Annotated in this window: 12 protein-coding genes; 7 read left to right on the top strand and 5 right to left on the bottom strand. The window is 50.8% G+C overall.

The features are described from left to right. Window positions 1–7 precede the first annotated feature (7 nt). Complete coding sequence (gene fruA / locus NNO02_RS05450; RefSeq protein WP_271454358.1) at window positions 8–1,696, top strand: PTS fructose transporter subunit IIBC; 1,689 nt, start codon at window positions 8–10, stop codon at window positions 1,694–1,696. Between the two features lie 145 nt (window positions 1,697–1,841). After that, window positions 1,842–2,078 carry a YgdI/YgdR family lipoprotein gene (locus NNO02_RS05445; RefSeq protein WP_271440073.1) on the top strand — a complete coding sequence of 79 codons (237 nt, stop codon included), beginning with the start codon at window positions 1,842–1,844 and terminating at the stop codon, window positions 2,076–2,078. 68 nt (window positions 2,079–2,146) lie between these two features. On the opposite strand, the gene NNO02_RS05440 is transcribed toward NNO02_RS05445, so the two are convergent. Then, window positions 2,147–3,445, bottom strand: a complete 1,299-nt coding sequence (locus NNO02_RS05440) for an anaerobic C4-dicarboxylate transporter (RefSeq protein WP_271440072.1) — start codon at window positions 3,443–3,445, stop codon at window positions 2,147–2,149. Between the two features lie 76 nt (window positions 3,446–3,521). Continuing rightward, window positions 3,522–4,241: an aspartate/glutamate racemase family protein gene (locus NNO02_RS05435; protein WP_137384075.1), complete on the bottom strand. Its 720-nt coding sequence runs from the start codon at window positions 4,239–4,241 to the stop codon at window positions 3,522–3,524. 352 nt (window positions 4,242–4,593) lie between these two features. Here NNO02_RS05435 and hypT point away from each other — a divergent pair, with 352 nt between their 5' ends. From hypT to NNO02_RS05415, 4 genes are all read left to right on the top strand, one after another. Beyond that, complete coding sequence (hypT, locus tag NNO02_RS05430; RefSeq protein WP_271454357.1) at window positions 4,594–5,505, top strand: hypochlorite stress DNA-binding transcriptional regulator HypT; 912 nt, start codon at window positions 4,594–4,596, stop codon at window positions 5,503–5,505. 301 nt (window positions 5,506–5,806) lie between these two features. Further along, a complete protein-coding gene (locus tag NNO02_RS05425) occupies window positions 5,807–6,748 on the top strand; it encodes a pseudouridine kinase (RefSeq protein WP_271454356.1) in 942 nt (313 codons plus the stop codon). Then, window positions 6,736–7,671, top strand: coding sequence for a pseudouridine-5'-phosphate glycosidase (locus NNO02_RS05420; RefSeq protein ID WP_048211160.1), 936 nt, complete (start codon window positions 6,736–6,738; stop codon window positions 7,669–7,671). Before NNO02_RS05425 ends, NNO02_RS05420 begins: the two co-directional genes overlap by 13 nt. A 95-nt stretch (window positions 7,672–7,766) precedes the next feature. After that, the gene (locus NNO02_RS05415; protein ID WP_040230612.1) at window positions 7,767–9,017 is read left to right on the top strand and encodes a NupC/NupG family nucleoside CNT transporter; all 1,251 of its coding nucleotides are present in this window, start codon (window positions 7,767–7,769) and stop codon (window positions 9,015–9,017) included. Window positions 9,018–9,158: 141 nt separating this feature from the next. Here NNO02_RS05415 and NNO02_RS05410 read toward each other — a convergent pair whose 3' ends face one another. The 3 genes from NNO02_RS05410 to NNO02_RS05400 form a co-directional block, all read right to left on the bottom strand. Further along, window positions 9,159–10,247: a sugar kinase gene (locus NNO02_RS05410; protein ID WP_271454355.1), complete on the bottom strand. Its 1,089-nt coding sequence runs from the start codon at window positions 10,245–10,247 to the stop codon at window positions 9,159–9,161. A gap of 2 nt (window positions 10,248–10,249) precedes the next feature. Beyond that, window positions 10,250–11,107 (bottom strand): deoxyribonuclease IV, encoded by an 858-nt coding sequence (gene nfo / locus NNO02_RS05405; RefSeq protein WP_271440068.1) that lies wholly within the window; start codon window positions 11,105–11,107, stop codon window positions 10,250–10,252. 65 nt (window positions 11,108–11,172) lie between these two features. Then, window positions 11,173–12,222, bottom strand: coding sequence for a YeiH family protein (locus NNO02_RS05400; protein ID WP_137383674.1), 1,050 nt, complete (start codon window positions 12,220–12,222; stop codon window positions 11,173–11,175). A gap of 133 nt (window positions 12,223–12,355) precedes the next feature. Here NNO02_RS05400 and yieE point away from each other — a divergent pair, with 133 nt between their 5' ends. Continuing rightward, on the top strand, window positions 12,356–13,237 hold the full coding sequence (yieE, locus tag NNO02_RS05395; RefSeq protein WP_048211165.1) for a DNA-binding transcriptional regulator YeiE: 882 nt from the start codon (window positions 12,356–12,358) through the stop codon (window positions 13,235–13,237). Window positions 13,238–13,331 lie beyond the last annotated feature (94 nt).

Below are 13,331 nucleotides of genomic sequence, written 5' to 3'. Positions count from 1 at the left end.
AGGCATAATGAAAACGCTGCTGATTATTGACGCTAATCTCGGCCAGGCTCGCGCCTATATGGCGAAAACCCTGCTTGGAGCGGCGGCACAAAAAGCGCATCTGGAGATCATCGATAATCCAAATGATGCAGAGCTGGCGATTGTCCTGGGCGATAAGCTGCCTGTCGACAATTCGCTGAACGGCAAAAAGGTCTGGCTGGGTGACATCGGTCGTGCGGTTGCGCATCCCGAGCTTTTTCTCAGTGAAGCAAAAGGCCATGCGCAGCCATATAGCGCGCCGGTTGTGGCAACGCCAGTGGCAAGCAATGGTCCAAAACGTGTGGTGGCAGTGACAGCTTGTCCAACAGGTGTCGCACATACGTTTATGGCTGCTGAAGCCATTGAAACCGAAGCGAAAAAACGCGGCTGGTGGGTGAAAGTGGAAACCCGTGGCTCTGTAGGGGCTGGTAATGCCATTACGCCGGAAGAGGTTGCCGAGGCTGATCTGGTGATTGTGGCGGCTGATATTGAGGTTGATCTGGCGAAATTTGCTGGAAAACCGATGTATCGCACGTCTACGGGCCTGGCGCTGAAGAAAACGAAGCAGGAACTGGATAAAGCGCTGGATGAAGCGACCCCGTACCAGCCTGCCGGGAAGAATCAGACTGCGGCCACCGAAGGAAAAAAAGAGGGCGCGGGCGCGTATCGTCACCTGCTGACCGGTGTGTCTTACATGCTGCCGATGGTGGTTGCGGGCGGTCTGTGTATTGCGCTGTCATTCGCCTTTGGTATTGAAGCATTCAAAGAGCAAGGTACGCTGGCGGCAGCACTGATGCAGATTGGTGGGGGCTCAGCCTTCGCACTGATGGTGCCCGTTCTGGCAGGTTATATTGCATTTTCTATCGCAGACCGTCCCGGTCTGACGCCGGGTCTTATCGGCGGTATGCTGGCGGTAAGCACCGGTTCTGGCTTTATCGGTGGGATTATCGCCGGTTTCCTTGCCGGTTATGTGGCGAAGCTCATCAGCACGAAGTTGAAACTCCCACAGAGTATGGAAGCGCTGAAACCGATTCTGATTATTCCGCTGCTTTCGAGCCTGGTCGTTGGTCTGGCAATGATTTACCTGATTGGTAAACCGGTTGCGGGCATTCTGGAAGGCCTGACTCACTGGCTGCAAACCATGGGGACGGCGAATGCGGTTCTGCTTGGCGCGATTCTTGGTGGCATGATGTGTACCGACATGGGCGGTCCAGTGAACAAAGCGGCCTACGCTTTTGGGGTGGGTCTGCTGAGTACGCAAACTTATGCACCGATGGCAGCCATTATGGCGGCAGGTATGGTGCCACCGTTGGCTCTGGGTCTGGCAACGCTGGTTGCGCGTCGTAAGTTCGACAAAGCACAACAAGAAGGTGGCAAAGCGGCACTGGTTCTGGGTTTGTGCTTTATCACCGAAGGGGCAATTCCGTTCGCGGCACGCGATCCGATGCGTGTTCTGCCATGCTGTATCGTCGGTGGCGCGGTGACGGGAGCAATCTCAATGGCTGTGGGTGCGAAGTTGATGGCACCACACGGCGGACTGTTTGTACTGCTGATCCCTGGTGCCATTACCCCTGTACTTGGTTACCTGATGGCGATTGTTGCTGGTACGCTGGTGGCAGGTCTCTCCTACGCGGTGCTGAAGCGCCCGGAAGTGGACGCCGTTGCGAAAGTAGCCTAACCCTTCTTTACTTCCCAGGGCAGAGATTTCTCTGCCCTTTTTTATTCTTTGATCCCGACAGTTGCGGCACCGCCACAATAATCCATCCTGCCTTAACCAAATTCGATAAAGTGCCCTTAAATCAAACTCATCACGGAAATCGAATATGAAAAAAACGCACATTTTTGCCTCTCTGTCACTCGCTACGCTGTTGCTTACAGGGTGCTCAACCACTTATGTGATGACAACAACATCAGGGACAACGATAGAGACGCAAGGAAAACCTGAGCAGGATTCCGGGACAGGATTGACAAAATATGCTGATACCTATGGCTATCACCGCGTGATTAAAAGCAGCGAGGTGAAGCAAATAGATAAAGGTAAGACGGTATTGCTATGGTGAACCCGGTCAGGTAAGTCGCGAAGCATTCAGGGGGCGATATCGCTTTCGGCCCCCCAGAATAAAACGGGTCAGGCAATCATTGGCGCGATGATAAAACCAAAGGCAACGCCCGCGATGATCCCACCCAGTCCTGGTAACATAAACGGATGGTTTAAGACGTACTTGCCCACGCGTGTTGTCCCGGTGGTGTCGAACTCCATTGCCGCCAGTGAAGTGGGGTATGTGGGGAGAACAAACACACCAGTCACTGCCACATAGGAAGCCAGAATGGCCCAGGTGGGTACGCCGAGCGCGACGGCAAGCGGGATAATCAGCGGCGTGGTGGCTCCCTGCGAATAGAGCAGCGCGCAGGTCCCAAACAGTACCAGAGCCAACAGCATCGGGTAGGCCTGTAGAATATTACCCGCGATGTCTTTAATTTCCGCTAAGTGTGCGTCAATGAATGTGGTTCCCAGTGTAACAATGCCGAGAATGACGGCCAGCGAACTCATCCCTGCTCGAAAAGTGGATGTCAGTACAATGGCATCTGTAGATGTTTTGCATAACACGACCATCAGGCAAGCGGCAGATAACATGCAGATAATAATGATATCCCGCGTATTCATCGGACTACCGACGTCGAATCCCGGACGTAGCTGAGGGCAGGCAGCAAGGATGACGATGACGATGGTTGCCAGCATAAACAGAGCGACGGAAAGCACGGCACCCGGCGTCGTACTACTCTGGCTTTCATATTTACGGACCAGACCTTTTTGCAGGCGTTGCAGATACACTTCGTCATCCTGTAGCTCGCACCCCTGGCGTGAAGCGATGAATGCGGCCACCATGGCGGCAACGAACGAGGCGGGCAGGCATACCGCCATGACCTGTATAAAGCTGACGCCGTTTCCTTCCATGATGGTCAGCATTGCAGCCATTGCAGCACTGATCGGTGAGCCGGATATTGCCACCTGAGAGGCGACGACGGACCCTGCGAGTGTGCGTGAGGGGCGGATACCAGACTCTTTTGCTACTTCGGCAATGACCGGTAGGGTAGAAAAGACAATAAATCCGGTCCCCGCCATAATGGTCATCGACCAGGTAATAATAGGCGCAATAATATTGATATATTTAGGGTTACGCCGCATAAAGTTCCCGGCAACACGTACCAGATAATCCATACCTCCGGCGGCCTGTAGCGCCGATGCTGCCACGACAACCGTCATAATAATAAGAATAACGTCCACGGGCGGCGAACCAATTTGCAGCCCAAATCCCAGCGTTAATATAGCCAGCCCCAGCCCGCCACATAAACCGATACCAATTCCGCCAAGGCGGATGCCAAAGAATATTGCCCCTAACACTACGATAATTTCCAGCCAAATCATGATGGCCTCCGCCAGAGAATAATTGGTTATTAAAATGGGTGTTTATTTAATGCAACAATTAGCCAGGTATAGATTTTCATTGCACCAAAAGGTGATTTTTACCAACGCGTTTCTCGTACCATTTAATACCGGCGCGAACCAACGAACCGGTTGAATCAATATATTTTTCAGGTGACGTTTTGACAGCCTCAGCAAGGATGACGGGGACTTCCGTACATCCCAGGACGATAACTTGTGCGCCGCGAGAAAAGAGTGCCTGAGCCTGTTCATTCATCAGCATTTGTGCCCGCTTAGCATCACCGGCTTTTAAGCAATAGATGCTTTCCATCACTTTTTCCTGACTGGCAGAGTCAGGACTGATGCAGGTTAGCCCAAGCGATTCAATGCCTTTCTGATAGAGACCCATGTACAACGTGGCGTTGGTGGCGAGCAGTCCAATACGTGATTTTCCACAGTTCTTGACCTCGTTAATGGTCGTTTCAACGATACTGAGCAACTCTGTGTGACAGCACTCTTTTAATTCATTAAACCAAAAGTGGGCGGTATTACAGGGGATCACAATACATTCCGCGCCAGCATCTTCGAGTTTATGCATATAATCACGCATTGCCGGGAGTGGGGAATTACCATGATGCATTAACGCGTCAGTTCGGTCAGGAATGTCAGGAATAGATGAAATAATTAATGGGATATGTTCCTGGTCACGTTGTGCCGCGGTAAAGGTGACGAATTTATTAAAGAGATCGACGGTTGCCGCTGGCCCCATACCACCAAGTACGCCAATTAAACCTTTCACGATATATACCTCAATTCACCAATGATTAATATTCAGAGCTACGTTGTATCTGCTGGTCATGTTTAACAGCAGTGAGGCGTGAGGAGAAATGCAATAATGTTTTGTTCAATGCAAAAACCGCATGGATGTGGCTTCGTTTGTCACCTCAGCAGGCCGATATTCAGCCTGAGGTCCGACAATACGCGGCAGGCGAGCGGTCGTGGCCGAGGGGGAGGGAGGCATGGTAATGTTGAAAACGAAGGCTTGATGCAAAAAACGAATCACCAGGTGGCGATGATGAATTTCATCTCTGGAAATATTCAGGCATGATGCTTAAAGCCAATTGGCATATTTAAACATCCGCGTGACAGGCATGAAAAATATTGAGACAAAATGGTTATATGATTTCCTGACGCTGGAGGCGTGTCGTCATTTTTCCCAGGCGGCCGAGGAACGCAATATATCCCAACCGGCATTTAGCAGGCGGATCAAGGCGCTCGAATCAGCCGTGGGGGTACAGCTTTTTGATCGCACGACGAGCCCACTGCAACTCACGGAGGAGGGTAAGTTATTCCATTCGCAAACCCGTAGTCTGCTGCAACAGCTGGAATGCAATCTGGATGAGCTAAGTGGGCACAACCTGCTTGGGGTACCCAATATCAAAATAGCGGCGGCACATTCTCTGTCGCTGACTATGTTGCCCAGATTAGTGCACTCAATGGCGGCCTGGGGGGAAGAGTTTGTTTATCACGTCGAGGCGATTGATGTGGTGCAAGCGGTGAATACCCTGCGTGAAGGGAAAAGTGATTTTATTATCTCCTTTCGGGATGAAGATTTAATGCAGTCACCTTTCTGCGGTTTGAAGGTTTTTGAGTCTGAGCTGTATCCCGTCTGTGCGACTGACGCGCAGGGGAAGGCGTTGTTTGATATCTATCAGCCGCAGGCGCCGATCCTGAACTATACCAGCACATCCTACATGGGAAGATTGGTAAACCGTCATCTGGCGGAAGTGGGGGGCATTTCTGCTCGTACTCTGTTTATGTCTTCGATGAGTGAGTTATTGAAAAATATGGCATTAGATGGGCATGGTATCGCCTGGCTACCGGCGTGGACTATCGTAAACGAACTGCGCGACAAGCGGCTGGTTTGTCTGCAGACGCCGGAACTGATGGTGCCTATTCAGGCCTATATTTACCGGATGGACACCCGCCTGAATAAAACGGCTGAGCACTTCTGGCGGATTTTGTACAACCACATGCCGGAGGATCTGGTTTCGCTCAGTTAATGCACGCAGTCCGCCTGGCGCATCTGAAAAACCTCCGGTTATCCGGAGGTTTTTTTTCTGGATTGTTCAATTTGTGTTCTGTCTCTCATTTTTTCTCTCCCTTGCAAACTGTATCTATAAAAAATTGTGACTCTGTTCATATCTATTTATTTTAGATCTTGCGGATGGATTTACTTTACAAAAAACCTGGCTAACATGAACACGTGTTTGATAGTGAACATGTGCTCTAATAATCCTTTTGGTGGCAAGGGTTATTTCTGACGAACTCATTAGTGGTAATTATATTGCCAGGGGACGTGCTATGCGTGAAAAGGAATACATAGTAACCATTGGCTCGGCCAATATGGATGTCGCCGGGTATTCGCATGCTTCTCTGAATTATGCGGACTCGAATCCGGGAAAAATAAAATTTACGCCAGGCGGCGTGGGACGCAATATCGCTCATAATTTGGCGCTGCTGGGGAAAGATTCATGGTTACTGACTGCCGTTGGTAACGATTTCTATGGGCAATCACTGCTGGCGCAAACTAATCAATCTGGTGTTCATGTCGAAAAATGCCTGATTGTTGCTGGAGAAAATACATCAAGCTATTTGTCGCTGCTTGATAATACCGGTGAGATGCTGGTTGCCATTAATGATATGAGTATTACTGACCACATTTCAGCGGATTTTTTGTCGCAACATCGTGATTTTATTCGTGCAGCAAAAGTTATTGTTGCTGACTGTAATATCAGCGAAGACGCGCTGACATGGGTGTTGGAAAACGCGGGTGAGGTACCGGTGTTTGTTGACCCGGTATCGGCATGGAAGTGCGTTAAAATTCGCGAACAACTCGGCAAAATCCACACCTTAAAACCTAATCGACTTGAAGCTGAAACCCTGAGTGGTATTGCCCTCTCCGGGCGAGAGGATGTTGGCAAAGTTGCCACGTGGTTTCATGAACGCGGCCTAAACCGCCTGGTGCTCAGCATGGGGGGGGACGGTGTTTATTATAGTGATATCTCGGGGTGTAGCGGCTGGTCGCTGCCCATTAAAACTCACGTCATTAATGTTACGGGGGCGGGTGATGCCATGATGGCAGGACTGGCATCCTGCTGGGTAGACGGTTTGCCCTTTATTGATTCGGTTCGATTTGCGCAGGGTTGCTCATCGATGGCACTGGCCTGTGAATATACCAATAACCCTGATTTGTCTGTTGCGAATGTTAGCTCATTAGTGGAGAACACAGAATGTCTGAATTAACTCTTTCCTCTGAATTATTACAAATATCTCCAGAAGTTCAGGAAGCATTAAACAGTAAAAAACCCATTGTTGCACTTGAATCAACCATTATTTCCCATGGCATGCCATTTCCACAGAATGCGCAGACAGCAATTGAAGTAGAAGAAACTATTCGCAAACATGGTGCTGTGCCTGCAACCATTGCCATTATTGGCGGAGTAATGAAAGTTGGCTTGAGTAAAGACGAAATTGAGCTTTTGGGACGTGAAGGGCATAACGTTGCTAAAGTAAGTCGTCGAGATTTACCGTTTGTTGTCGCGGCGGGGAAAAATGGTGCGACTACCGTTGCCTCTACCATGATTATTGCCGCTATGGCGGGAATTAAAGTATTTGCAACCGGAGGTATCGGCGGTGTTCACCGTGGGGCTGAGCATACATTTGATATTTCTGCGGATCTACAAGAACTGGCACATACCAATGTCACGGTTATTTGCGCAGGGGCAAAATCTATTCTCGATCTCGGATTAACAACCGAATATTTAGAAACCTTCGGTGTACCGCTCATTGGTTATCAGACAACATCACTGCCAGCATTTTTCTGCCGCACCAGCCCGTTTGACGTCAGCATTCGTCTGGACAGCGCAAAAGAAATTGCCCGTGCGATGGCGGTGAAATGGCAAACCGGCCTGAACGGCGGCCTGGTTGTCGCAAACCCAATCCCTGAACAGTTTGCAATGGCAGAGGAAAAAATTAACGCGGCAATCGATAGGGCAGTGAAGGAAGCTGAAGAGCAGGGCGTTGTGGGCAAAGATAGCACGCCGTTCCTTCTGGCACGGGTTGCGGAACTGACCGGAGGCGACAGTCTGAAATCTAACATTCAGTTGGTGTTCAACAACGCCGTACTGGCTTGCGAGATTGCGAAGGAATATCAACGCCTCGCCTGACCGAATGTACCGGGCAGAAAGTGGTCGCCCGTGAATATCAAACCTACCAAAACCTGGCGTTAGCGCCGGGTTTCCTGGCATGAAGGGATTTCATTATGGATATAATGAGAAGTGTTGTGGGTATGGTGGTATTACTGGCCATCGCGTTTCTGCTGTCAGTAAATAAAAAACGTATTAGCCTGCGTACCGTTGGTGCTGCGTTGGTTCTGCAAATCGCCATTGGCGGTATCATGTTGTATTTCCCTCCGGGGAAATGGCTGGTTGAACAGGCGGCACTCGGCGTCCACAAGGTCATGTCATATAGCGATGCAGGAAGTGCATTTATTTTTGGCTCGTTGGTCGGTCCTAAAATGGATGTGCTGTTTGACGGTGCCGGTTTTATCTTTGCCTTCCGGGTTCTCCCTGCCATCATTTTTGTTACCGCGCTGATAAGCCTGCTTTACTACATTGGCGTAATGGGACTGTTGATCCGTATTCTCGGTGGTATTTTCCAGAAAGCGCTGAACATCAGTAAAATCGAATCATTTGTTGCGGTGACGACGATTTTTCTCGGGCAAAACGAAATTCCGGCAATCGTGAAACCCTTTATTGATCGCCTGAATCGCAATGAGCTGTTTACTGCAATTTGTAGCGGGATGGCGTCTATTGCGGGTTCAATGATGATCGGTTACGCCGGAATGGGGGTCCCCATCGATTATTTGTTGGCGGCATCATTGATGGCAATTCCTGGCGGGATTTTGTTCGCGCGTATGTTGAGCCCGGCAACAGAAGAATCTCGCGTTACCTTCGAGAATCTGTCGTTTACTGAGACACCACCGAAAAGCATCATCGAAGCGGCGGCGAGCGGGGCGATGACCGGGCTGAAGATTGCCGCAGGCGTTGCGACGGTGGTAATGGCATTTGTCGCTATTATTGCGTTAATTAACGGCATTATTGGTGGCGTTGGCGGTTGGTTTGGCTTCGGTCACGCGACCCTGGAAGGCATTTTTGGCTATATCCTGGCTCCGCTGGCATGGATTATGGGGGTGGACTGGAGCGATGCAACGCTGGCGGGGAGCCTGATCGGGCAGAAGCTGGCGATTAATGAGTTTGTCGCTTATCTCAACTTCTCACCGTACCTGCAAACGGGTGGGACGTTGGATGTGAAGACCATTGCGATTATTTCGTTTGCCCTGTGTGGTTTTGCAAACTTTGGTTCGATTGGTGTCGTCGTCGGTGCGTTTTCAGCCATTGCGCCACAGCGCGCACCGGAAATCGCACAGCTTGGGATGAGAGCACTGGCTGCGGCAACGCTTTCTAACCTGATGAGCGCCACAATAGCCGGTTTCTTTATTGGTTTAGCATAGCCGGATGCTTTGCCGGATGACGGCTAACGCCTTATCCAGCCTACGAGGAAGAGTTGTTGCTTGTAGGCCAGGTGGTAGCAGTTTGCGAGGAAGTGTCGTTGTTTGTAGGCCGGATAAGCGTAGCGCCATCCGGCATTACCTCTAAGCGGTTTTCAGCAAATACAGGGCATTATCGGCAGAGAGCGTCGGGTTGTTAATACTGACGCTGGCGCGTGATAATGCTGCACAGGCCATTGCAAACTGCGCGCTTTCGCGGAACTCACTGCCTTCCAGAAAGCTGTATAACAATCCCGCCATAAATGCGTCATCGGCACCGAAGCTGTCTATCACTGTATGCTTCGGCGGTGTCAGTAAAAATTGCTCTCCGTCCTTTTCGCTGCAAAAAACGGATTCGTCCTCCAGACATACAAAGATGCGTTTTACCCCCTGTTGATGGAGGTCGTTGACGGCCTGCACGCGATCCGCATCCGACTGGACAGGCTTACCCCATAAAATGCCAAGCTCTTTCTGCGTGGGTTTGAGCGTATGAATACGTGTAAACCAGGTCTTCATTTTTGCTGCTTTGAACTCTGAAACGGTATCAATAAATACCGGAATGTCATCAGCAATAGTAAATACCCACTCGATGGCTTCAGCCGTCAGGTTGCAATCTGCCAGCACGACGCCGGAATGGCGGATAAGATCCCGTGAACCGTTCAGCAACTGCGGCGTTAGCTGTTGCAGAATGTGGGTATCGTTAATCGCCAGTACGGTCTCTTCCTGCTGATTCGCGATCGACAAGTAGGTGGAGGTGTTATGTCCATGCAGACGAATACAGTTGGAAACGTTAACACCAGCCTGACGGGTCTGTTCCAGCAGCGTTTCGCCATAGAAATCGCTGCCAACCGCGGAAATTAAATGCACGTCACGGCCCAGTAGTGCCAGGTTGTGGGCGATGTTTCGCCCCACGCCGCCAGCAGAACAGTGGATGCTGCCGGGGTTAGATGCGGCTTGAGGATAGTGGATGTCAGCGACACCACGAATATCCATGTTTATTGCCCCGACGACGACGCAATAATCTTGTTCGGTAAGGATATAACCTTTACCTTTGATCATTCCTTTGCGCATCAAATCCATAATATGTGCGGCGACGCGCGAACGGCTGATCTGCAAAATATCGGCGATTTCATTTTGTTGTATCAGCGGATTGCGTCGCAGGATCTTAAGGATCTGCTTTTCCCTGTCGTTCATGATTATGCAACCGCCTTTTCAGTTTGCTGCGCTTTCAGCCATGCAATTTCTTCGGCCCAGATATCAGGGTTGATGGTTTCCAGTACCAGTGGGATGCCGTCAAAACGGCTGTCCTGCATGATCCAGCGGAATGCATCGTGACCGATATTGCCTTCCCCTAAGCTATGGTGGCGGTCAACGCGGCTGCCAAATGCGCTCTTGGCATCGTTCAGGTGCATACCGCGTAAATAGTTAAAGCCGACAATACGTTCAAATTCAGCGAATGTCTTTTCACACTCGTCAGCGGAACGCAAATCGTAACCGGCCGCGAAGGCGTGGCAGGTGTCGATGCAGACACCTACACGGGATTTATCCTCGACGCCGTCGATGATTGCCGCCAGATGCTCGAACTTAAAACCAAGATTACTGCCTTGCCCGGCGGTGTTTTCAATGACTGCCGTCACGCCCTGGGTCTGAGCAAGGACAATGTTGATTGATTCCGCAATACGCGCCAGGCATTCATCTTCCGGGATCTGCATTAAGTGGCTGCCCGGGTGAAAGTTAAGCAGGGATAAACCAAGCTGCTCGCAGCGCTGCATTTCATCAAGAAAAGCATCGCGTGATTTTTCCAGCGCCTCGCTGACGGGATGGCCGAGGTTAATCAGGTAGCTATCATGTGGCAGGATTTGTGCGGAGGAAAAGTGATATTTCTCGCAGGCTGACTTGAAGTCATCAATGACTTCAGTGGTCAATGGTGCGGCGCGCCACTGGCGCTGATTTTTGGTGAACAGGGCGAATGCGGTCGCTTCGATTTCTGCAGCTCGAATAGCGGCGTTAGCCAGACCGCCAGCGGCGCTTACATGCGCTCCGATGTATTTCATAAATTAAACCCGCCATACTCAAAAGGGAAGAGTATAGCGGGTTAATGGAGGTGAGTCGTGATCGATTATGCCATCAGCGCGTGGATGGCAACGTTAATCGCGCCACCGCCCACAATCAGCCAGACAAACAGCACCAGTGCCATCAGCAGAGGTTTTGCACCGGCTTTTTTCAGTGCACTCACGTGAGTGGTTAACCCCAGTGCTGCCATCGCCATAGCCAGCAACACGGTGTCCAGCGTAACCAGCATGTTCACCACTGACTGTGGCAGCAGGTGGAACGAGTTAAAAATCGCGACCACAATAAACAGGATGGCAAACCACGGAATAGTGATTTTACTTTTCTCTCCGCCGGTCGCCGGAGACAGTTGTTTAACACGTGCTGCCAGGATGATGAGGAACGGAGCCAGCATCATGACGCGCAGCATTTTAGCAATGACGGCTGCGTTTTCAGCTTCCGGGGTGATTGCATGCCCGGCGGCAACAACCTGTGCAACTTCATGCATCGTGGAGCCAATATAAATCCCGTAGGTTTCCGGGCTAAACCAGTGCGCCAGTAGCGGATACATTGCCGGGTACAGGAAGATAGCAATGGTCCCGAAGATAACCACGGTAGCAACGGCGACCGTTACCTTACTGGCTTCTGCTTTCACCACCGGCTCAGTGGCTAATACCGCGGCGGCACCACAAATGCTGCTCCCCGCACCAATCAACCAACTGGTGTGTTTGTCCAGACCAAATACTTTCTGTCCGAGGAAACAGGCCAGCATAAAGGTGCTGCTGAGCGTCAGGACATCAATGACGATACCGCTGACACCAACGTCGGCTATTTGGGCGAAGGTGAGGCGGAAACCATACAGGATGATCCCCAGACGCAGTAAATGTTGCTTGGCAAACAGCACGCCACCGTCACAGCTTTTCCAGATTTGTGGATACACGGTGTTGCCGATAACCATCCCGAATAAGATGGCTAAGGTGAGGGCGCTGAACCCGGCACCTGCGACGGCGGGAATGGAACCTCCCCATAAGGCGGCCCCGGTGATAACTGCACTCAGGGCAAGCCCCGGAATAAAATGCCACACTGTACGACGATGATTCTGTAGGGCGAGTTCAGTCATAACCCCTCCTGAACAATTTGAATGATTTCTTGGCAAAAATTGTAAGGTGAAGTGGCTTAAAAATAAAATTGATTATATATTTATAATTAATCTTTATAAGTGGTAAGCACGGGCTACCCGGTGGAAAACGACTATGCATATCACCCTGCGACAACTTGAAGTGTTTGCTGAGGTACTGAAAAGCGGCTCGACGACTCAGGCATCTGTCATGTTGTCATTGTCGCAGTCAGCGGTGAGTGCTGCGCTTACCGATTTAGAAGGGCAACTTGGCGTGCAACTGTTTGACCGCGTGGGCAAGCGGCTGGTCGTCAATGAGCACGGGCGCTTACTCTATCCGCGTGCGTTGGCCTTGCTCGAGCAAACGACAGAAATCGAACAGCTTTTTCGTGAAGATAATGGCGCGATTCGCGTCTATGCCAGTAGCACCATCGGCAACTATATTTTACCTGCCATGATTGCAGGTTACCGGCGTGATTTCCCCGATTTGCCGTTGGAACTCAGCGTGGGCAACAGCCAGGATGTTATCAATGCTGTGCTGGATTTTCGGGTCGACATCGGGCTTATCGAAGGGCCATGTCACAGTACGGAGATCATCTCTGAACCGTGGCTGGAAGATGAGCTGGTGGTATTTGCTGCGCCGTCATCGCCGCTAACCACGGGTCCCGTGACGCTGGAGCAACTTGCGGCTTCGCCCTGGATCCTGCGCGAACGTGGGTCCGGTACTCGCGAGCTGGTGGATTATCTGTTGCTGTCTCATCTACCGAGATTTCAGATGGCAATGGAGTTGGGTAACTCTGAGGCCATTAAACATGCTGTTCGCCATGGACTGGGGATCAGCTGCTTGTCACGTCGGGTTATTGCAGAACAACTGCAGGCAGGAACGTTAAGCGAAGTTCCGGTACCGTTGCCGCGTCTGGTCCGCACGCTTTGGCGCGTCCATCATCGCCAAAAACATCTTTCAAACTCGCTGCTGCGTTTTTTACGTTATAGCGACCAGGTAGAGCAGGTTGAATAAGACTCTGATGCGTCGCACCTGCAATGAACACCCCATCTTCAACTGAGGGCAATCGTCATACGTTGCCCAGTTTCTGCTTTACTTATAATCCGCG

It is taken from the genome of Citrobacter sp. Awk 2 (genome assembly GCF_028069815.1).
Lineage (GTDB): Bacteria > Pseudomonadota > Gammaproteobacteria > Enterobacterales > Enterobacteriaceae > Citrobacter.
This window is presented reverse-complemented; position numbering and strand designations above follow the sequence as displayed.